Genomic DNA, 20,806 nt, shown 5'->3' with positions numbered 1-20,806 from the left:
CAGGATAGCCTGACGTGGGCACCGGCCTTCCTACCGCAGGCGGTGCTCGCGGAGCACGTCGGCCGGCACCGCCTCGCGCGCGAGCTCGCAGAGCCGCGCGTGGTGCGTGAAGAACAGCACCTGCGTCGTCCCCGCGAGCTCGCCGAGCACCGCGAGGGCAGCCCGGGCGCGGTCGTCGTCGAAATGGATCAGGATGTCGTCCAGGATGAGCGGCATCGGCTCGCCCGTGCGGGCGTGGTGCTCGAGGCTCGCGAGGCGCAGCGCGAGGTAGAGCTGGTCGCGCGTGCCGTCGCTCAGGCCCGTCACGTCCACCTCGCGCTGCACCGGCGCCCTCGCGGGCTCCGCCGCTGCGTCCGTGAGCGCCTTCGTGGGCTCTGTCGCTGCATCCGCAGGCGCCTTTGCGGGCTCTGCCGCTGCGTCCGCGGGCGCCTTCGCGGGCTCCGCCGCGCCGTCCGGCGCGGGCGCCCTCGCGGCCGCTGCCCCGCCGACCCCCGCGCCCGACGCCGCCGCGCGGACGCAGCGGAGGATCGCCTGCTCGCTCTCGTCGTAGCCCACCCGGAGGCCGGCGAAGGCGCCCAGCGTCAGGCGGTGGAAGAGCGCGCTCGCGCGCGCCAGGATCGGGCCCTGGTTGCGCTCGCGGTAGCGCTCGATTTCGCGCTCGAGCAGCACCGCGGCGAGGCGCGCCCGCACGTAGCGGCGCACCTCGCCGCGCAGGTGAGAGAGGCAGATCTGCGCCTCCGCGGCGGCCTCCGCGGCGCCCACCGTCGCACGGAGGTGCTCGCGCTCCTGCTCGAGGCTCCCGAGCGCCCTGTCGATCCGGCGCCGCTCGTCCTCGAGCGCCGCGAGGCGCTCCTCCGCCCGGTCGAGCTCGAGCGCGAGCGCGTCCCGCTCCACCCCCGCGGTCTCCTGCTCGAGCGCGGCGATGCCCGCGCCCTCGCCCGCCTCGAGGAGCTTGCCCTCGTTCTCGACGAGCTCGCGGTCGAGCCGGCGCGCCTCGCGCGAGCGCTCCTCCGCCAGGGAGAGCGCGGCGACGTCGTCGGCGTCGTCACCGCCGCGCGGGACGCCCGCCGCCTCGAAGAGCTTGGCGAGGCGCGCTGCGGCGGCCGCGCGGCGCGCCTCCTGCTGATCCAGCTCGCGGCGCTTGTCGGCCAGGCTCCGCGCGATCTCGCCGCGCTCGCGGAGGTCGGCGCGCGCCTTGTGGTGGCGCTTGATCAGCTGATCGGCGGCCTGATCCGGCGGCAGCGGGGCGAGGTCCGGCGCGTGCCGGGACGCGAGCTCCGCGACGTCGGCCGCGAACGCCCGGGCGTCGCGCTCCATGCCGCGCACCCGGCGGCGCTCGTGGGCGGCGCTGTCCGCCTTGCGGAACAGCGCGCCGAGCTCGTCGAGGATCGCCGTGGCCTCGTCCGCGGAGGCGTCGCCAGGCAGGCCGAGCGGCCGCACGCCCTCGGCCCACTCGGCCCGCCACGCCTCGAGCGCGCGCGCGTGCTGCGCCTGCTCGCGCTCGAGGTCCTCGATCTCGCGCTCGAGCTCCTTGCGCTCCCGCAGGAGCTCCTTGCGCTCCCGGGCCGCGCCCTCGATGGCCGCGAGCTCCTGCTCCGCGGCCTCGACGAGCGCCGGGAGGCGCGCGGGCGCGTCCTCCGGCGCTCCGGCCGCATCGCCGCGCGCGCCCACGCTCGCCGCATCGCCGCGCGAGCCCACGCCGGCCGCGTCCCCGCGCGAGGCGCCCGGCGCGGCGCGCGCGCCCTGGATCGCCGCGTGGAGCTCGGCCGCGTGCGCGTGCATCCGGGCCCGCAGCGCCTCGGCCTCGGCCTCCGCGGCGCGCAGCCGGTCGACCGTGGCGGTGAGGGCCGCGTAGCGGCCGAGCCAGCCGCGCATCTCCTCGGGGGAGCGCGGGACGACGCCCGCGGGCCGCCACAGCTCGAGCCACGCGGCCTCGGCCTCCTCGACCCGGCGCGCCAGCGCGGCGCGCTCCGCGGCGAGCTGCGCCTGGTCCGCCTGGGCCCGCGCCTCGTCCGCGAGGAGCCGCGCCAGGCGGGCGACCCGGTCGGCCTCGCGGCGCAGCCGATCGGCGAGGGTGTCGGCGGCGCGGACCAGGTCGGCGTACTCGTCGGGCTTCCCGCGGGCGGCCGGCGGCTCGTCGCGCGCGGCGAGCGACGGCCTGCGCCGCGCCCCGGGCGAGGCGGGCGCGTCCGCGCCGACGTCGAAGAGCGTGGCTGTGTGGATCGCCGCGGCCGCCGCGCGGGCGCCCGCCTTCGCCTGGAGGGCGCGCACCAGCGCCTTGAAGGCGGCGTCCCGGCGCTCGCGCGCCTCCGCGAGGTCGGCCTCCGTGGGGACGGCGCCGGCGCGCTGGAGCGCGTCGATCTCGCGGGCGCTCTCGCGGAGGCGCGCCTCGATCTCGGCGGCGCGCTCGCCGAGCCGCTCGCGCTCCCGGGCGAGCGCGCCCCACTGCGCGGCCGCCTGGTCGACCGTCTCGGGGAGCGGGACGGGCAGGGCGCTCGCCTCGGCCGCGGAGAGCGGCCGGCCTTCGGGCGCGCCACCTGCGTCGAGGCGCGTCCGCCGCGCTGCCGCGAGGCCGAGCCGATCGCGCTGCGCGTCGGCCTCGCGGGCGAGCTGCGCCGCCGCGGCGGTGGCCTCGCGGAGGCGGTGCTCAAGGTCGCCCTGCTTCTGCGCGCGAGAGAGCGCGCCGCGGAGCGGAGCGGGATCCTCGCCCGGCGGCAGCTCGGCCAGCCTGCGCGCGCACGCGTCGCGCCGCGCGCGGTGCGCCGAGAGCAGCCGCTCCACCTCGCGCGGCTTCGCCTCGGCGGCGCCGCGCTCGCGGGCGAGCTTCTTGATGCGCGCCTCGGTCGCGACGTCGACGCGCATCGCCTCCAGCCGCTCGGGGTCGTCGCCGCCGGCGAGCGATGCGTCCCGCCCGAGCCTGCGGAGGATCGCGCGCGCGTCCTCCTCGATGCTGTGGAGCTCCGCCCGGACGCGCGGCAGATCGACGGCGGCCTTGCGGTGGCTCCCGAGCCGGGTCACGAGGCCGTCGATCGCGCCCGCGTCGAGGTCGGCGAGCGACGCGGGGACCTCCAGCGCGGCGTGGCGGGCCTCGAGCTCCGCGATGTCGGCGCGGAGCCTCGAGGCCTGGGCGCCCGCGTCGGCGGCGCGATCCTGGGCGTCCTCGCGGTCGCGCTGCGCGCTCTCGGGCAGCAGGACGACGTGGCCGAGGGCGGCGCGCCGGCCCAGGATCGCGCGCCGCGCCTCCAGCAGCGGGAGCACCCGGAGCGCGCGCCGGAGCCGCTTGTCGGTCGACCGGAGCGCGCGCAGCTCCGCGTCGACGCGCTCCTGCTCGGCTCGCTGCTCGTCGATCTCCTGCCGCTTGCGCGTCCAGTCCGCGGGCGGGTGAGCGGCGCTCCTGGCCCCGTTGCGGGCCACCTCGAAGGCCTTGATGGCCTCGTTGAGGGGGCGGGTCCTCGCCTGGGGCGTGAAGATCTCGTCCGCCTCCTGGCGCAGCGTGGCGAGCAGCTGCTGCAGCCCCGGCCCGCCGAGCCCCGCGCCGAACAGGCTCTGACCGACGTCGCCCTTGCCCTGGAGCAGGGCCTCGGCGCCCTGGCGGAGCGTCTCGTGGGTGAGCCCGAAGGAGGTCCGGAAGAGCTCCTCCGTCACGCCGCCGAGCACCGGCGCGAGCGCGGCGTCGTCGAGGGGGTTGTCGTCCGGGTCGCGGAGCGTCTTCACGCGCCCCTTGCGGCGGACGAGCGCGAGCGCGGCGTCGCCCCTTCCCGCGAGCCGGCCGCCGACGCGGAGCTCGGTGTTGTGGTGCAGGTGGGCGTCGGGCGTGATGTGCGGGATGCCGTAGAGCAGGCCGCGGATCGCCCGGAGCGCGGTGCTCTTTCCGGCCTCGTTGGGGCCGTAGACGACGTGGAGGCCCGGCGACGGCGAGGAGAAGTCGAGCCGGAGATCCGTGAAGGGGCCGAACGCGAGGAGGTGGAGCTCTAGGATCTTCACGAGATCGCTTGCCGGGCGCAGGGGGCGGTGCCCTCCCCTGAACGGATAGCAAGTGCGGAACCTCCGGGCGTTGTCAAGCCGCACCGCGCGGCGCCGGGCGCGTTGCGCGGCGCCCGTCCGTCCGATGAGAGGGCGGCGGGTCGTGTCGTGGTGGAAGCGGCAGGCGGGCGGGCGGGCGGCGCCGAGCGTCCGCTCCGTTCAGCGGCGCTGCGCCATCAGCTCAGCGGGGCTGCGTCGCCGGCGTGTGGAGGAAGGCGCTCCACGAGCCGCGCCGCGGCGCCTTGCCGAGCAGCACCTCGGCGAGCGCCTCGCTGATCGGGAGCCCGGGGGTGCGCTCCAGCCAGAAGAACTCGCCGGACGGGTTGACCTCGAGGAAGACGTGCCGGCCGTCCGGCGTGCGGAGGATGTCGATCGCGCCGTAGTTGAGGCCGAGCTGATCCATCAGCCGGAGCACGCCCGTCTCGACGTCGGGCGGGAGCGTGTCCTTGCGCCAGGCGTCGATGAGCTCGATCCCCTGCCGCCGCCAGTCGACCTCGGCGCCGGGCGCCGCCTGCGAGTCGACCGAGGCCGTGAAGACGCGCTCGCCAACGACCGTGACCCGCAGCTCGCGCGCCTTCGGGATGTTCTCCTGGAAGGTCATCGGGCAGAGCGAGAGCCCCCGCATGTCGGCGAGGTCCTTGGCCTCGAGGGCGTTCGTGAAGACCACCTGCTCCTCGCCGTCGCGGTAGACGGCGAACGACGAGAGCATCTTGGCGATCACCCCGCCCGGGCAGGTCGCGGCGAAGGCCCGCGCCGCATCGGCGTCGTTGGTCGTGAGCGTGCGCGGCGTGTCGAGGCCGACCTCGCGCGCGATGTCGAGCTGCACCTGCTTGTTCGACGCGAAGCGCACCGCCGGCAAGGGGTCGACCTGCGGGACGCGGAACGCCGCGAGCATGCCCTCCGCGGTCTGCTTCGCCTCGTGGACCGACGCGCTCCGGAGCTGCGGATCCATCGACGAGGGCAGCCTGGCGCCGTAGGCGACCCGGCGATACCAGACGGCGGTCACGTCGCCGAGGTCGAGCGCGCCGTCCCGGGTGGTCAGCGTGGAGCGGCCCGCCCCGGCCCCCGACGAGAGCGAGAGCCGCGCCCCCGCAGGGAAAGCGTCGGTGTCGAAGCGGAAGGCCCGGCCGCCCAGCCTGGCGATCGCGGCGGCGACGCGGTCGATGCACTCGTTGTCTTCGCTGTGCGTGATGATGAGGACTGTCACCGGTTCTCCGTCGGAGCGAGCAGCGCCTCCGCCAGCGCGTCGGCGATCGGCAGGCCGAGATCCCGCTCCAGCATGCCCCACTCGCCGGCGGGGTTCACTTCGAGAAAGACGTGCTCTCCGTCCGGCGTCCGGATGAGGTCGACGGCCCCGAAGACCAGCCCGAGGGCGCGAAGGAGCGCGCCGAGCTGCGCTTCGACGTCGCGCGGGAGGGCGTCCGGCTCCCACCCGATGCCGACCTCGCTCACGTCGGGGTGGCGCCAGTCGACCGCGATCGACTCGTAGCGGGTCGCGTCGAGCGCGCCCGGGAAGCACCGGCCGTCGACGCAGGCGACGCGGAGCTCGCGCGCCTTGAGGATGCGCTCCTGGAAGATCATGGGGCTCTGGCGCAGCCCGGAGAGGGCGTCGAGGTCGGCCTCCGCGACGGCGTGCGTGAAGACGAAGGGCGCGCCGCCAGCGAGGCTGGTCGAGAAGGGCGTGAGCATCTTGGCGACCACGTTCCCCCCGAGGCGCGCGAAGAGGCCGCGGACCTCGCCGGGGTCGTTCGTCACCAGCGTCTCGGGGACGCGCAGGCCGACCGACGCGGCTGCCGCGAGCTGGCGCAGCTTGTCATTGGCGCGCTCCTCGGCCGCCGGCTCGTTGATCCAGCGCCGCGCGGGGAGCCCGCGCAGCCAGCCGGTCAGCGCCGCCATCGACTCGCGCACGCACGCGCCGCGGTAGGCCTCGGGGATGCCCTCGCCGAGGTTCGGCGCCCAGAGGCGCCGGAGCCAGACCGCGGAGATCTCGTCTCCGCCGATCGCGGCCCCGGCGTCCTCCAGGCGGCGGCGCACGCCGCCCGGCCCGAGCGCTGTCGAGAGCGTGATGTCGCGAGGGAACCGGTCGACGTCCAGGCGAACGGGGCGAGCGCCGCGCCTTCGCAGCGCCTCCGCCACGCGCCCGATCCCGAAGTCGTCCTGTGAGTGCGAGACCAGGAGGACGCTCGCGCTCGCCATCGTCACGTCAGGGTGCCTCTCTCGCACGGGCGCGGGCGGTCCATGCGGTGCTCAGGCCTCGTCGCCGTCCGACGGGTACTTCAGCGTGGTGAAGATGGGATCCTTCCCGCCCCCCCCGCCGTCCTCCTGGTCCGACGGGTACTTCAGCGTCTGGAAGGGCGGCCTGCCGGCCTTGACGCCGGTACGGACGCGCTTCTGATCCTCCAGGAAGCGAGCGAAGAACGGCACCGCCTCGGCGTCGTCCTTCTGCTCCTGCTGCTCGGGCTCACGGTTGTCGATATCGGCCATGGGATACCTCCAGATGGTTGCGTTGCCGCGGCGACGGAGCCGCCGAGGACAAGAGAGATAACATAGCGAGCCGCCAGGCGGGGGCGCAAGCCCGAGGGCCATCTTTGGCGCTTTTCAGAGCTTTTCAGCACGATTGCAGCGGCTCGACGTGGTGATTCCGCGATCCCGTGATCCTTCGATTCCGCTGTTGCGGCTATCGTTTAATCACGGGGCAATCACGGGGCAATCACGGGGCGTTTGGTTGTACTGAATCGTGTTGAGCTTGGTTACGCGTCGGTACGGGGGGAACGCGATGTTGCGCGATGTCGCGGGCGGCTTCGCTGCGTTCCGCCCGCTGTTCGCTGCTCATTTCACGGCCAGATCTTCGTCGCCGTCAGAGGGATATTTGAGGGTGACGTACTCGTCTCTGTCCGACGGGTACTTGAGGGTCTGGTAGATGCCCCCGGCTTTGACGCCGGTCCGGATGCGCTTCTGATCTTCCAGGTAGCGAGCGAAGAAGGGCACCGTCTCCGCCTGCTCGTCTTGCTCTTTCTGCTCGGGATCACGATCGATGTCAGCCATTGGAAACCTCCAAATCGATGTACTGCCATGCGGCGAAGCCGCGGAGGAGAGCATTCATGCAATCGGTCCGCGCTGCACGTGAAGTTTTGCCAGGCTCATCGCCTTTACCCGGGCGATGGGTGCGACTTCCTGCGCATCCTTCGCTCGTGTACCTTGGCGCGACCCCTCATGCCCGCCGGGTTCTCACGCTCGATCCACGTGATCGCGACCGACGGCCATCGCGGCTCGATCGTCGGCGCCGCGATCGGCGCGCTCCTGCTCGGAGGCTGGCTCGCGTGGTTCTTCCTCGCGCGCGTCGGGCAGTACGAGGCGAGCGTGAGCGCGCGCCTCGAGGTGGGGCAGGCGGCTCACCGCGTCGAGGCGCCCCTCGGGGGGAGGGTCGCCGCGGTCCGCTTCGACCTCCTCGGGGCCGAGGTCGCCGCGGGCGACGTCCTCGTCGAGCTCGACGTGGAGCCGCTCCGCCGCGAGATAGACGACAAGCAGGCCCGGCTCGCGGCCATCGCGGGGCAGATGGGGCCGCTCCGGGCCGAGATCGCGGCGCGCTCGCAGGCGCTGCGCGACGGGTCGGAGGCGGCGCGCGCGCGCATCGATGAGGCGAAGGCGCGGCTCAAGGAGGCGGAGGCGGGCGCGCGCTTCCAGGAGCTCGAGGCGGCGCGGGCCGTGCGCCTCCGGCAGGACGGGCTCGTGTCCGAGGCCGAGGCGGCGCGGCTCGCGGCCGAGGCGCTGTCGCGGCGCTCGGCGACCGAGGCGCTCGACCGCGCCGCCGCGCGGGCCGGCGTCGAGCGACGCACGGGGCAGAGCGAGCAGCAGGCCGAGCTCGCGCGGCTCGACCGCGAGGCGGCCTCGCTCGAGGGGGAGCGGCTCGTGCTGGAGGCGACGATCGAGGGGCTGCTCGCCGAGATCGAGCGGCGCAAGATCCGCTCGCCGATCGCCGGGCGGGTCGGTGAAATCACGGTGCTGCGGGCCGGCTCCTTCGTGCGCGAAGGGGACGTCGTGGCCGCCGTCGTCCCGCCCGGTGAGCTCAAGGTGATCGCGGAGTTCCCGCCCTCCTCCGTCGGGCGGATCCGCGCGGGGCAGGCGGGGCGCCTGCGCCTCGACGCGTTCCCCTGGACCGAATACGGCACCCTGGCCACCACCGTCGAGCGTGTCGCCAGCGAGGCGCAGGAGGGCCGCATCCGCGTGGAGCTCGGCGTGCGGCCCGATCCCGCGTCGCCGATCCCCATGCAGCACGGGCTCCCCGGCAACGTCGTCATCGAGATGGAGCGCGTCTCGCCGGCGTCGCTCGTGCTGCGGGCAGCAGGGCAGATCGTGAGGGTCCGCGGCGGAGCGGACGGGTGAGCCAGGGGACGGCTGGCGCCGATCCACGATCCGCGTCGGAGCGAGCAGCGAGCGCGGATCCCCGCCGCCGGCCGCCGAGCCCGAGGCGGAGGCTCCTCGCGCCGGAGGTCGTGCAGACCTCGGCGATGGATTGCGGGCCCGCCACGCTCAAGTGCGTGCTCGAGGGCTTCGGCGTCGGCGTGAGCTACGGGCGCCTGCGCGAGGCCTGCCAGACCGACGTCGACGGCACCTCCATCGACACCCTGGAGGACCTCGCGGAGCAGCTCGGGCTCGTGGCCCAGCAGATCCTCGTCCCGCCGGAGCACGTGCTCCTCGACGAGGCCCAGGCGCTGCCCGCCCTGGCCATCGTGCGGCAGTCGACCGGGCCGCTCCACATCGTCGTGATCTGGCGCCGGCACGGCGGCCTCGCGCAGCTCATGGACCCGGGCACGGGGCGGCGCTGGGTCACGCGACGGCAGCTCGAGGCCGAACTCTACCAGCACGAGCTGCCCCTGTCCGCGGCGGACTTCCGCGCGTGGGCCGCGAGCGACGGGTTCACGCGGCCGCTCGGGCGCCGGCTCGCGTGGCTCGGCGCAGGGACGCGGCCGATCGAGGCGGCGCTGTCGGACCGGGACTGGCGTGCGATCGCCGCGCTCGACGCCGGCGCGCGCCTGGTCACGTCGCTCGTGCGCTCCGGCGGCCTCGGGCGGGGCCGCGAGGCCGCGCGCGTGCTGGGCGCGCTGCTCGATCGAGACGCTGCGGCCGCCCGGGAGGAGATGATCCCGCCTGGCTTCTGGACGGCGCGTCCAGGGCCGGCCGACCCGTCCGGGGAGGAGATGGTCCTCACGCGGGGCGCCGTGCTCGTGCGGATCCGCGGGCGGCGCCCGCTCAGCCTCGCCCGCGCGCCGGCAGGCCGCGACAGCGCGCCGGGCGCCGGCGTCCCCGAGCCCACGGTGCACGCCGAGGCGGGGGCACGCGGCGAGGCGGGCGCACGCGGCGAGGCGGGGGCACGCGGCGAGGCGCGCCTCCCCCCCGACCTCGCAGCCGCCCTCACGGAGCGCGAGATCCCGCCTGGGCGCGCGCTCCTCCGGATGATCCGCGAGGACGGCCTGCTGACGCCCGCCGTGCTCGCCGGCGCGCTCTTGCTGAGCGTCGCGACGGTGGTGCTGGAGAGCCTCCTCTTCCGGGGCCTGCTCCAGATCTCGAACGATCTCGCGCTGTTCGAGCAGCGCCTCGCCGCCCTCATCGCCCTCGCCGCGTTCCTCGCGGTGGAGCTCGCCCTCGATCTCTCGCTGACCACGGGGATGATCCGGCTCGGGCGCCACCTCGAGGTCCGGCTGCGGATGGCGTTCCTCGCGAAGATCCCGCGCATCGGCGATCGCTACTTCCAGAGCCGCCCGGCCTCGGACATGGCGCAGCGCGGTCACAGCTTGCACGTGCTCCGCGGCCTGCCCACGTTCGGCGGCCAGATCGCGCGCTCGGCGCTCGACCTCGCGGTCACCACGGCCGCGATCGTCTGGATCGATCCCGCGAGCGCGCGCCTCGCCGTGCCGGGCGCGGCGCTCGCGCTCGCGCTGCCGTTCGCGGGGAATCGCGTCCTCGTCGAGCGAGACCTGCGCGTCCGCACCCACGCCGGCGCGCTCACGAGCTTCTACCTCGACGCCCTCCTCGGCCTCGTGCCGATCCGGGCGCACGCGGCGGAGCGGGCCGTGCGGCGCGAGCACGCGGGCCTGCTCGGGGAGTGGGCGCTCGCCGGCCGCGCGCTCCTCCGCGCCGCGCTCGCCGTCGACGGGGCGCAGGCGCTGATCGGCTTCGCGCTCGCCGCGTGGATCCTCGGCGATTTCCTCGCCCGCGGGGGCGCCCTCTCGCGGGCGCTCCTGCTCTTCTACTGGGCGCTCGCGCTGCCTGCCATCGGGCAGGCGCTCGCGAGCACGCTGCTCCAGTACCCAGGGCACCGCAACACGGCGCTGCGCTTGCTCGAGCCGCTCGGCGCGCCGGAGGAGCTGCGCGCCGGCAGCGCCGCGCCCGCCGCAGCGGCGCCGCTCGTGCAAGGGGGCGCCGGCGGCGCGGGCTGTGCGATCACCTTCGAGCGCGTGCGCATCCAGGCGGCCGGTCACGTGATCCTCGACGGGGTGGATCTGAAGATCGCGGCGGGCAGCCACGTGGCGATCGTGGGGTCCTCGGGCGCAGGGAAGTCGAGCCTCGTCGGGGTCCTGCTCGGCTGGCACCGGGCGAGCGAGGGCAGGGTGCTCGTCGACGGCCGCCCCCTCGACGGCGAGCGGGTGCGCGCGCTGCGCGAGGAGACCGCGTGGGTCGACCCGGCGGTCCAGATCTGGAACCGATCGTTCCTCGACAACCTCCGCTACGGCGCGCCCGACGACGCGGCCGACTTCGGCGCCGTCGTCGAGGAGGCCGAGCTGCGCGAGGTGCTGGAGCGGCTGCCGGAGGGGCAGAAGACCCTGCTCGGCGAGGGCGGAGGGCTCGTCTCCGGCGGCGAGGGGCAGCGCCTGCGCCTGGGCCGGGCGATGCTGCGGAGCGAGGCGCGGCTCGCGATCCTCGACGAGCCGTTCCGCGGCCTCGACAGAGAGCGCCGCCGGGCGCTGCTCGCCCGGGCGCGGCGGCGCTTCCGCCGCGCGACGCTCCTGTGCGTCACCCACGACGTCGGCGAGACGCGATCGTTCGAGCGGGTGCTCGTCGTGGACGGCGGGCGCGTGGTCGAGGACGGGGCGCCGGCCGAGCTCGCGGCGCGCCCCGGCTCGCGCTACCGCGCGCTGCTCGAGGCCGAGGCGGCCGTGCAGCGAGGGCTCTGGTCGAGCGGCGGGTGGCGCCGGCTGAGGGTCGCGCGCGGGCGCATCGCCGAGGCGGCGGCGGAGGGCGCCGGCGCAGCGGGGGAGGGCGCCGGAGCGCCACCGGAGGGCGAGCGGAGGTGACCGCCGAGGCGCAACCTGGGTGGGAGGGCCGGCCAGACGGGGCGGAGGCGCAACCTGGGTGGGGGGCCAGACCGCAACCTGGGTGGGGAGCGCAGCCGGACCAGGCGGTCGATTCGCTCGGCGCCCTCGAGTGGCCGGCGGAGCGCCTCGGCGACGCGCTCGAGGCGCTCGCGACGCAGAGCAGCCTCGGCCCGCGCGCGGTCGCGGCGCCCGTCCCGACCGCCGGGCACCTCCGCAGCGCGGACGCGCTCGGGGCGTGGATCGATCAGGCCGCGGCGTACCTCGGCGTCGAGGCGGAGCCGATCGCGGCGCGCTACGACGAGATCGGCGAGGCGCTCCTCCGCGTCGCGCCCGCGCTCGTGTGGCTGCGCGACGGCGGGGCGCCCCGCTTCCTCGCCCTCGTGGGGCGCAGGGGGCGCGACCTCGCAGCGCTCCGCGCCGACCGCTCCACGGCGCGCGTCCCGGTCGAGGCGATCGCCGGCCGCATCTGCCGCCCGATCGAGGCGCAGGTGCTCCCGGAGATCGAGCGCGTCCTCGCGCGCGCAGCCGTGCAGCCGCGGCGGCGCGGGCGCGCGCGGCGGGCCCTGCTCCACGAGCGCCTCGGGCCCGTGATCGTCGACGGCATCTGGAGCCTGCGCCTGCCGCCGGGCGCGCCGCTCGCGCGGCAGGCGTTGGCCGCGCGGATCCCGCGCCGCCTCCTCGGCCTGCTCGCGGCCCACGCGTCGGCCTACACGCTCTGGATCCTGGTGTGGATGACCGTGGGGCGCAGCATCCTCGACGACCACCTCGACGAGGGGTGGCTCGTCGCCGGTGCGCTGCTGCTCGCGACGGTCGTGCCGCTGCGCCAGCTCATGGCGTGGCTGTCCGGCCTTGTCGCGATCGACTCGAGCGCGCTGGTCAAGCAGCGCCTGCTCTCGGGCGCGCTCGCGCTCGACGCCGAGGAGGTGCGCAGCGAGGGCGCGGGCCGCTTCCTCGGCCGCGTGATCGAGTCCGAGGCGATCGAGGGGCTCGCGATGGGCGGCGGCGTCGCGGCGGTCGCGTCGGCGTTCGAGCTCGCGGCGGCGGTGGCCGTGCTCGCCCAGGGCGCAGCGGGCGCGATCCATGCGCTGCTGCTCGTCGCCTGGGCGGTCCTGGTCGTCGCGCTCTGCGTGCGGTTCTACCGGCGGCGCGCGCGCTGGACCGCCGCGCGGCTCGCGATGACGCACGACCTCATCGAGCGCCTTGTCGGCCACCGGACCCGCCTTGCCCAGGAGCGCCACGGCCGCTGGCACCACGGCGAGGACGAGGCGCTCGCCCAGTACGTGCTGCGGTCGCGCGACATCGACCGGAGCCAGATCGAGATCGGCGCGCTGATGCCGCGCGGCTGGCTCATCGCGGGCATCATCGGCCTCCTGCCGCCGTTCCTCGCGGGCACCGCCTCCGCCGGGGCGTACGCGGTGGCGCTGGGGGGCGTCCTGCTCGCGAGCCGCGCGCTCCAGGGCCTGTCGGGTGGCCTGTCGAGCCTCGCCAGCGCGGCGATCGCGTGGGAGCAGGTCTCCACGCTGTTCCAGGCGGCCGCCCGCGGCGGGCCGCCGCCGCCGCCGCTGCCCCCCGACGCGGGGCGATCGCCGGCTCGCGCGCGCGGGCAGGAGGCCGCCGGCGGCCCCGTCGGCGCGGGGGACGCGCGGGACGTCGAAGCCCGCGCTGTGGTCCTGGAGGCGCACGAGCTGTCGTTCCGGCACAAGGGACGGGCGCGCCCCGCGGTCGTCGACGTGTCGGTGCGGATCGCGGCGGGTGATCGCATCCTGCTCGAGGGGCCCTCGGGCGGCGGGAAGTCGACGCTGAGCGCGCTGCTCTCGGGGCTGCGCGCGCCCGACGCGGGGCTGCTGCTGCTGAACGGGCTCGACCGCCACATGCTGGGCGCCGCCGCGTGGCGGCGCCGCGTGGCCGCGGCGCCGCAGTTCCACGAGAACCACGTCCTCGCCGGGACGTTCGCGTACAACCTGCTGATGGGCAGGCGCTGGCCGCCGAGGCCCGACGACCTCGCGGAGGCCGAGGAGATCTGCCACGAGCTCGGCCTGGGCGAGCTGCTCGGCCGGATGCCGGGAGGGCTGGAGCAGGTGGTGGGCGAGACGGGCTGGCAGCTCTCGCACGGCGAGCGAAGCCGGCTCTACATCGCGCGCGCGCTGCTCCAGGGCGCCGAGGTCGTCGTGCTCGACGAGAGCTTCGCGGCGCTCGACCCGGAGACGCTGGAGCGAGCGCTGCGCTGCGTGCTCCGGCGCGCGCGCACCCTCGTGGTCATCGCCCACCCGTAGTACCGCCCGCCGGACGTCCGGCCAGGGAGCCGGAGAGAGTTCAACGCAAAGGCGCAAAGGCGCAAAGGCGCAAAAGAAAGAGCAAAATTTAGTTTTGCGTCTTTGCGTCTTTGCGTTGAACTCTCTCGAGGACAGCGTCACGCGCGCCTCGCGCCACGTGTGCAGGCATCAGAGGACGCGTGGATCCCGATCGCTTTCGGGATACGACCTGTCGCAAGGCTGTCAAGTCCCCTTCATGGCCTCTCCCATCTCGTTTCGTCGCTTCCTGTCTCGTTCTGTTTCGTGTTCACGAACACATGCCTTGGGCAAGGAGGAGCCCAGCGGCGCGCGAGCTTCAGAGCGAGCTCACGTCGCGCAATTTCGCCACACAGACAGCGCTGACCTCGATGTCGGTTTGCCCCTGATCGATCTCAGGCAACTCCGTAAGGCACGTTGCGCTCGACAACTGAGCAGTGACAGCGGTAGCGTCGTCATGTGCATATCGGCGCTGGACGTCATCTGTGTTGCGCCTAGAATTCATTTCAATGCCGGAATTCAAGACCGAGAGGCGGTTGCCCGTCGGCGCGGAGGTGCTCGCCGGGAAAGGAGTTCACTTCCGTGTCTGGGCGCCAGCCCGGCGCAAGGTCGAGGTCGTCCTGGAGGCCGGGCCGGGGAGCGGCGGGGCCGCCCCGATGCGGCCCGAGGAGGGCGGTTACTTCGCGGCGCTCGTCGCGTCCGCCGCGAGCGGCACCCGCTACCGGTTCCGGCTCGACGACGGTGAGGCGCTCTATCCCGATCCCGCCTCGCGGTCTCAGCCGGAGGGGCCGCACGGGCCCTCCGAGGTGATCGATCCCGCCGCGTTCTCATGGAGCGACGCGGCATTCCGGGGCGCCCCGCTGAAGGGGCAAGTCGTCTACGAGATGCACGTCGGGACCTTCACCCGAGAGGGCACATGGGAGTCCGCGGCCCGCGAGCTGCCGGAGCTCGCGCGGATCGGCATCTCCCTGATCGAGCTGCTGCCCATCGCCGAGGTCCCCGGCCGCTTCAACTGGGGGTACGACGGCGTGAATCTCTTCGCGCCGACGCGCCTCTATGGCAGCCCGGACGATCTCCGGCGCTTCGTGGACGCGGCGCACCGCGTCGGGATCGCGGTGATCCTCGATGTCGTCTACAACCACCTCGGCCCGGACGGCAACTATCTCGGCCAGTTCTCCAGGGACTACTTCACCGATCGTCACAAGACGGACTGGGGAGCGGCGATCAACTTCGACGGCCCGCGCTCCGAGGCGGTGCGGGAGTACTTCATCACCAACGCCGGCTACTGGATCGACGAGTTCCACCTCGACGGGCTCCGGCTCGACGCGACGCAGAACATCTACGATGGCTCGAAGGACCACATCCTGGCCGCCATCGCGCGCCGCGCGCGGGAGGCGGCGAAGGGCAAGGAGACGTTCCTCGTGGCCGAGAACGAGTCCCAGGAAGAGTGGCTGATCCGCGCCGCCGAGCGCGGCGGCTACGGGCTCGACGCGATCTGGAACGACGATTTTCACCACAGCGCCAAGGTGGCGCTCACCGGCCATGGCGAGGCCTATTACAGCGATCACGAGGGCTCGCCCCAGGAGCTCCTCTCTGCCCTGAAGCACGGCTTCCTCTTCCAGGGGCAGCGCTATCACTGGCAGAAGCAGCGGCGAGGGACGCCGGCGCTCGGCGTGGATCCGGCCCGCTTCGTCCTCTTCCTGGAGAACCACGATCAGGTCGCCAACACCGCGCGAGGCGAGCGGCTCTGCCACATCGTGAGCCCGGGCAGGCTCCGGGCGATGTCGGCGGCCCTGCTCCTCGCCCCGGGGACACCCATGCTCTTTCAAGGGCAGGAGTTCGGGTCCTCGGCGCCGTTCCTCTTCTTCGCCGACCACAACCCCGAGCTCGCCCCGCTCGTGCGCAAGGGCAGGGCGGAGTTCCTCGAGCAGTTCCCGTCCTGCTCGGTGCCCGAGGTCCGCGCGCAGCTCGACGATCCGAGCGACCCGCGCACGTTCGAGCGCTGCAAGCTCGATTTCTCCGAGCGCGAGCGCAACGCCGCCATCTACGCCCTCCACGAGGACCTCATCGCGCTCCGCCGGCGCGATCCGGTGATCCGGGCCCAGCGCCCGCGCGGCGTCGACGGGGCCGTCCTCTCGGCCGACGCCTTCCTCCTGCGCTACTTCGGCGACGACGGCGACGACCGGCTGCTCCTCGTCAACCTCGGGCGGGACATCCATCGAGGGTCGTTGCCGGAGCCGCTCTTCGCCCCGCCGCCGGGGCGCCGCTGGGAGACGTCGTGGTCCAGCGAGTCCCCCCGCTACGGGGGCCAGGGCAGCCCACCTGTCATCACCGAGGAGGGCGTCCACATCCCGGGCGAGGCGGCGATCCTCCTCCACCCCGTGGTCGGGACGCCGGTGCCCGAGAAGACGAGCGAAAGCCCGCGCCCAGAGGAGCCCAAGAAGCATGTACGCTGACGAGATCTGCCGGAGGATGGTCTGGTCCCGGGGCGCCGCCCCCACCTCGCAGGACGACGCCGAGCGCGGCTCGGACCCGCTCACGCGGGAATGGCTCGTCACGAACGGCCTCGGCGGTTACGCGTCGGGCACCGTCTCCGGCGCGGTCACCCGCCGCTTCCATGGACTGCTGATCTCCGCGCTGCCGGCCCCCCTCGGCCGCACCATGATGCTCAGCGATCTCTCCACCCGGATCTTCACCGCGGAGGACAGGGTGTATCAGGTGGGCGGTCAGGAGCCCTGGCTCGACGACGGCGCCGCGCAGGTCATCGATCTCGCCGAGTTCCGCCTCGAGGCCGGGCTCCCCGTCTGGCGCTACGAGGGCGCGGGGATGGCGATCGAGCGGCGCCTCCTCATGCCCCACGCGCAGAACACGGTCCATGTCACGTACACGCTCGTCGAGGGGACGGGGCCGGTGCAGATCGAGCTCCAGCCGTGGGTGAATTTCCGGCCGCACGAGGGCGCGCTCGATCGGCCGGTGGCGGGCCCCTATGCGCTCACCGTGGTCGAGGATCGCTACGAGCTCGCGTCGCCGGGCGACCTGCCGCCGCTCCGGCTGAAGGTCCAGGGCGCTCGGGCCGAGTTCAGGATCGAGAGCGCCCGCCTGCGCAACGTGCGCTACCGGATCGAGCAGAGCCGCGGATACGACGCCGTCGGCGAGTTCTACAGCCCTGGCCGCTTCAGCCTCGAGCTCCCGGTCTCCGGCAGCGTGACCCTGATCGCGTCCACGGAGGCCTGGGAGACGCTCAACGCCCTCTCCACGGACGAGGTGCAGCGGGCGGAGCGCAAGCGCCGGACACGGCTCCTGCTCGCCGCGGCGCCCGAGGTCCGCACCGGGCCGGCGGCGGAGCTCGTCCTCGGCGCCGATCAGTTCCTCATCAGCCCCGCGGGCCGCGTCGAGGACGCCGCCCGCGCCCGGGCCGCCGGGGACGAGGTGCGCACCGTCATCGCGGGCTACCACTGGTTCACCGACTGGGGCCGGGACACCATGATCAGCCTCGAAGGGCTGACGCTCGTCACCGGGCGCCACACGGAGGCGGGCTACATCCTGCGCACGTTCGCCCATTACGTGAAGGACGGCCTCATCCCCAACATGTTCCCGGAGGGCAAGAACGACGGGCTCTACCACACCGCCGACGCCACCCTCTGGTTCTTCCACGCGCTCGATCGCTACCTGGCGACCACCGGAGATCGCGAGACGCTCCGGCTCATCCTCCCCACGCTGATCGATATCGTCGAGCACCACACCCGCGGGACGCGCTTCGGCATCCGCGCTGACCCGCAGGACGGCCTGATCCGCCAGGGGGAAGAGGGGGTTCAGCTGACCTGGATGGACGCGAAGGTCGGCGACTACGTGGTCACGCCACGCCGGGGGAAGCCCGTGGAGATCAACGCGCTCTGGTACAACGCCCTGCGCCTCATCGAGCGCTGGGCGCGCGAGTCCGACGGCGACGGCGCGGCGAAGCGCTACGGGGCCGCCGCCGAGCAGGTCAAGGCCTCCTTCAACCGGCGCTTCTGGTCCGAGAAGCACGGCTATCTCTATGACGTGATCGACGGCGAGCAGGGCGCCGATGACGCTTTCCGGCCGAACCAGCTCCTCGCGATCTCGCTGCCTCACCCCGTCCTCGAGCCCGCGCGCTGGAAGGGGATCGTCGATCAGGTGAAGGAGCGGCTCTGGACGCCCGTGGGCCTCAGGTCGCTCGCGCCGGGGCACCCGGACTACAAACCGAAGTACTTCGGCGACCTCCGCGCGCGGGACATGGCCTATCACCAGGGCACCGTGTGGGGGTGGCTCATGGGCCCGTTCATCGACGCCTGGCTGAAGGTGTATCCCACCGATCTCGCCGGGTCGCGGCGCCTGCTCGAGGGCTTCGCGCCGCACCTCGACGAGGCCTGCGCCGGCTCGATCAGCGAGATCTTCGACGCCGAGCCGCCGTTCACGCCCCGTGGGTGCGTTGCGCAGGCGTGGAGCGTGGCCGAGGTGCTGCGCGCCTACGCCCGGACGGCCCCCTCAGGGGGCTGAGCGCTCGCCCGTTCAGAACACCACAGGCACCGCCGCCGGGCCGCGGATCGTGGGCCATTCGCTCCATACGATGTCGCGGGGCGAGGTGGCGAGCTCGATGCGCGGCAGCCTCCGGAGGAGCGTCGAGAAGGCGAGCGCCGTCTCGATCCGCGCGAGCATCGCGCCCAGGCAGAAGTGGATACCGCTCCCGAAGGCGATGTGCCGGTTCGGCGAGCGGCCGATGTCGAAGCGGTACGGATCCGGAAAGTGCTCCGGATCCCGGTTCGCGGCCAGGAGACCCGCCGCGACCCCTTCTCCCGCCGGCACGCGGGCGCCGAACAGCTCGATGTCCTCGAGCGGCCAGCGGATCGTCGAGAGCTCTGCCGGGCCCTCGCAGCGCAGCACCTCCTCCACCGCGGAGCCGACGAGCCCGGGGTCCTCGTCCAGCCGGCGCCGCTCCGCGGGGTGCGAGAGCAGGAGGAACATGCCGCTCGCGATGAGGTGCACGGTGGTCTCGTGGCCCGCGACGAGCAGCAGGAACACCATGCTCGAGAGCTCCGTCGGGCTCAGCTTGTGCTCCTGCTCCTCGGCGAGCAGGAGGGCGCTGATCAGGTCGTCGCGCGGGGCCTTGCGGCGCGCGTCGAAGAGCGCCCGGAAGTACGCCCCGAACTCCTCCACCACGGGCTGCGCGCGCTCCACGAACTCGCGATCTTTCGCGGGCGCGAGGAGGATCTTGGTCCACCGGCGGAACCGGTCGCGATCCTCGACGGGGAGGCCGAGGAGCTCGGCGATCACCGCGGTGGGGAGCGGAAACGCGAAGTCGGCCACGAGCTCCATCCGGCGCCGGTCGATCACCGCGTCGATGAGCCCGTCCGCGATCGCCTGGATGCGCGGGCGCAGCCCCTCCATCATTCGCGGCGAAAAGGCCCGCTGGACGAGGCCCCTGAGGCGCGTGTGATCCGGCGGATCGGCGTCGAGCATGTGCCGATCCATGGCGGTCGTGCGCTCGCTGAGCGGGAAGTAACGCCGGCGCACCTCGGCAGGGAGCTTGTGGAAGTCGCGGATCAGGCGCGGATCCTTGAGGAGCTCCACGCAGTCGTCGTAACGCACGGCCATCCAGATGGGCACGTCGAGGCGGGGGTGAATGAGGCGATGCAGGCGCCCCGCGGCCCGCATGCGCGCGTAGATCGCGTGCGGCTCGGCGCGGCTGCTCGGATGGAACAGCTCCGGAAAAGCGTCCTGGTCGACCATGATTCCCCCGTTTCATGGCGTCCGGACGTTCGGGGTGATGCTCGCGTCACGCCGGATCGCGAGGTGTGCATGGTGGAGAACAGCGCGCCGTCAAGCGGCGGTCGGAGAGCCGCGCGCCGCCAGGCCGCGGCGTCGGAGCTCGGGCGCGCCGCGGGGCCGCGCCCGACCTTCAGGGCGCGTCGCTCGCGCCGAGCAGCCGCGAGATCAGCGTGTGCTCCACGTCGTCGAGCGCATCGCGCAGGAACGCCGGGTCGTCGAGGCGGATCGCGTCGTCTCCCTCGCGCGCCTCGACCGGCAGCTTGTTCCTGAGGCTCGCGAACTCGCGCAGCAGCGAGGACAGGCCCGCCTCGTCGTCGCGCAGCCCGCGCAGCGAGCGCGTGAGCTGGCCGATCGCGTCGTCCCGCTCCTCCAGCGCGCCCACCTGGAGCGGCGAGATCGTCCGGGAGAGCACGCGCTCGATCCAGAGCGCGCCGCCGAGATCGTTGGCGATCGCGCGGATCTGCCCCGTCCAGCGCTCGAAATCGGCGCGGAGCGCGGCGTGCGCCTTCGTCGCGCCGCACAGGAAGACCCGCGCGGCCAGCGTGCGCCCGTCCGCCTCGGCGAGGCGCCGCTCGAGCTCCTCCCGCGTCAGATCCACGATGTCGTCGGCGCTCGCGGCCGGGGAGAGATCGACCTCGCACGCGCTCCAGCGCACGACGTCGAGGGGGCGGTGCTCGACCGAGGTGATGCGGCCCTCGTCCACCGCGACGAGGAGGGCGCCCTTCTCGCCGGTCTCGCGGGCGTGGCGGCCCTGGAGGTTGCCGGGGAACGCGATGTACGGATCGCGCGAGAGCACCTCCCGGGTGTGCACGTGGCCGAGCGCCCAGTAATCGTATCGCTTCCCGACGAGGGTGTTCAGGCTGCAAGGAGCGTAGTTGTCGTGGCCCTCGCGGCCGCCCAGGCAGGTGTGGAGCATGCCGATGTTGAAGAGGCCTGCCCGCGCGTCCGGATACCCCGCGGCGAGATCGTCGGTGACGGCCTTGGTCGCGAAGCTCTGTCCGTGGACGGCGACCCCGAGCCGATCGAAGACGATGGACTCGGGGCGGCGGGGATCGAGCCGCCGCGCGTTCTCGGGGAGCTCCAGGTGACGCGTGATGTTGCTCTCGGCGTCGTGATTGCCATAGAGGAGCACCACCTCCACCCGGGCGGCGCGCAGGCGGGAGAGCTGCGCGGCGAAGAACAGGCCCGTGCTGTAGTCCTTCCAGTCGCCGTCATAGATGTCGCCCGCGAGGAGCAGGAGGTCGACCTCCTCGGCGAGGCAGAGGTTCACGAGGTTCTCGAGCGCGCGGCGGGTCGCCCCGCGGATCTGCTCGACGGGGGCGCCGGGGTAACGGTCGAGCCCGCGGAGCGGGCTGTCGATGTGGAGGTCGGCGGCGTGGACGAACTTCATGGGCT

Annotated in this window: 12 protein-coding genes; 5 read left to right on the top strand and 7 right to left on the bottom strand. The window is 73.9% G+C overall.

What is annotated here, in order from left to right; genetic code table 11:
• Positions 1 to 30: 30 nt before the first annotated feature.
• The 5 genes from WME79_RS39315 to WME79_RS39295 all read right to left on the bottom strand — a co-directional run bounded on the left by WME79_RS39315 (position 31) and on the right by WME79_RS39295 (position 7,068).
• Complete coding sequence (locus WME79_RS39315; protein ID WP_437525621.1) at positions 31 to 3,984, bottom strand: AAA family ATPase; 3,954 nt, start codon at positions 3,982 to 3,984, stop codon at positions 31 to 33.
• Between the two features lie 220 nt (positions 3,985 to 4,204).
• Positions 4,205 to 5,230 (bottom strand): MvdD family ATP-grasp ribosomal peptide maturase, encoded by a 1,026-nt coding sequence (locus WME79_RS39310; protein ID WP_437525619.1) that lies wholly within the window; start codon positions 5,228 to 5,230, stop codon positions 4,205 to 4,207.
• Positions 5,227 to 6,219, bottom strand: coding sequence for an MvdC family ATP-grasp ribosomal peptide maturase (locus tag WME79_RS39305; RefSeq protein WP_437540029.1), 993 nt, complete (start codon positions 6,217 to 6,219; stop codon positions 5,227 to 5,229). Before WME79_RS39305 ends, WME79_RS39310 begins: the two co-directional genes overlap by 4 nt.
• Before the next feature lie 51 nt (positions 6,220 to 6,270).
• Positions 6,271 to 6,507: a microviridin/marinostatin family tricyclic proteinase inhibitor gene (locus WME79_RS39300; protein ID WP_272103913.1), complete on the bottom strand. Its 237-nt coding sequence runs from the start codon at positions 6,505 to 6,507 to the stop codon at positions 6,271 to 6,273.
• A gap of 345 nt (positions 6,508 to 6,852) precedes the next feature.
• The gene (locus WME79_RS39295) at positions 6,853 to 7,068 is read right to left on the bottom strand and encodes a microviridin/marinostatin family tricyclic proteinase inhibitor (protein WP_437525616.1); all 216 of its coding nucleotides are present in this window, start codon (positions 7,066 to 7,068) and stop codon (positions 6,853 to 6,855) included.
• 168 nt (positions 7,069 to 7,236) lie between these two features.
• On the opposite strand from WME79_RS39295, the gene WME79_RS39290 reads away from it, so the two are divergent.
• From WME79_RS39290 to WME79_RS39270, 5 genes are all read left to right on the top strand, one after another.
• Complete coding sequence (locus WME79_RS39290) at positions 7,237 to 8,406, top strand: HlyD family secretion protein (RefSeq protein ID WP_437525614.1); 1,170 nt, start codon at positions 7,237 to 7,239, stop codon at positions 8,404 to 8,406.
• A gap of 125 nt (positions 8,407 to 8,531) precedes the next feature.
• Positions 8,532 to 11,315, top strand: coding sequence for an ATP-binding cassette domain-containing protein (locus tag WME79_RS39285; protein WP_437525613.1), 2,784 nt, complete (start codon positions 8,532 to 8,534; stop codon positions 11,313 to 11,315).
• A complete protein-coding gene (locus WME79_RS39280) occupies positions 11,312 to 13,609 on the top strand; it encodes an ATP-binding cassette domain-containing protein (RefSeq protein ID WP_437525611.1) in 2,298 nt (765 codons plus the stop codon). Before WME79_RS39285 ends, WME79_RS39280 begins: the two co-directional genes overlap by 4 nt.
• A gap of 524 nt (positions 13,610 to 14,133) precedes the next feature.
• A complete protein-coding gene (gene treZ / locus WME79_RS39275; RefSeq protein ID WP_437525609.1) occupies positions 14,134 to 16,080 on the top strand; it encodes a malto-oligosyltrehalose trehalohydrolase in 1,947 nt (648 codons plus the stop codon).
• The gene (locus WME79_RS39270) at positions 16,070 to 18,142 is read left to right on the top strand and encodes an amylo-alpha-1,6-glucosidase (protein ID WP_437525607.1); all 2,073 of its coding nucleotides are present in this window, start codon (positions 16,070 to 16,072) and stop codon (positions 18,140 to 18,142) included. The genes treZ and WME79_RS39270 overlap by 11 nt, the downstream gene beginning before the upstream one ends.
• Before the next feature lie 12 nt (positions 18,143 to 18,154).
• On the opposite strand, the gene WME79_RS39265 is transcribed toward WME79_RS39270, so the two are convergent.
• Positions 18,155 to 19,372: a cytochrome P450 family protein gene (locus tag WME79_RS39265; RefSeq protein ID WP_437525606.1), complete on the bottom strand. Its 1,218-nt coding sequence runs from the start codon at positions 19,370 to 19,372 to the stop codon at positions 18,155 to 18,157.
• Positions 19,373 to 19,541: 169 nt separating this feature from the next.
• Positions 19,542 to 20,801: a metallophosphoesterase family protein gene (locus tag WME79_RS39260; RefSeq protein ID WP_437525604.1), complete on the bottom strand. Its 1,260-nt coding sequence runs from the start codon at positions 20,799 to 20,801 to the stop codon at positions 19,542 to 19,544.
• Positions 20,802 to 20,806 lie beyond the last annotated feature (5 nt).

The organism is Sorangium sp. So ce726 (genome assembly GCF_051521405.1).
Classification (GTDB): Bacteria; Myxococcota_A; Polyangia; order Polyangiales; family Polyangiaceae; genus Sorangium.
Note: the sequence above shows the minus strand (reverse complement) of the source record. Positions and strands in the feature narration are given on the sequence as shown.

Bases quoted from the DNA above. Each gene is read 5' to 3' on its own strand.
- WME79_RS39305 (WP_437540029.1), bottom strand. From the start codon at position 6,219: ATGGCGAGCGCGAGCGTCCTCCTGGTCTCGCACTCACAGGACGACTTC.
- WME79_RS39300 (WP_272103913.1), bottom strand. From the start codon at position 6,507: ATGGCCGATATCGACAACCGTGAGCCCGAGCAGCAGGAGCAGAAGGAC.
- WME79_RS39295 (WP_437525616.1), bottom strand. From the start codon at position 7,068: ATGGCTGACATCGATCGTGATCCCGAGCAGAAAGAGCAAGACGAGCAG.
- WME79_RS39290 (WP_437525614.1), top strand. From the start codon at position 7,237: ATGCCCGCCGGGTTCTCACGCTCGATCCACGTGATCGCGACCGACGGC.
- WME79_RS39285 (WP_437525613.1), top strand. From the start codon at position 8,532: ATGGATTGCGGGCCCGCCACGCTCAAGTGCGTGCTCGAGGGCTTCGGC.
- treZ (WP_437525609.1), top strand. From the start codon at position 14,134: ATGCCGGAATTCAAGACCGAGAGGCGGTTGCCCGTCGGCGCGGAGGTG.
- WME79_RS39270 (WP_437525607.1), top strand. From the start codon at position 16,070: ATGTACGCTGACGAGATCTGCCGGAGGATGGTCTGGTCCCGGGGCGCC.
- WME79_RS39265 (WP_437525606.1), bottom strand. From the start codon at position 19,372: ATGGTCGACCAGGACGCTTTTCCGGAGCTGTTCCATCCGAGCAGCCGC.
- WME79_RS39260 (WP_437525604.1), bottom strand. From the start codon at position 20,801: ATGAAGTTCGTCCACGCCGCCGACCTCCACATCGACAGCCCGCTCCGC.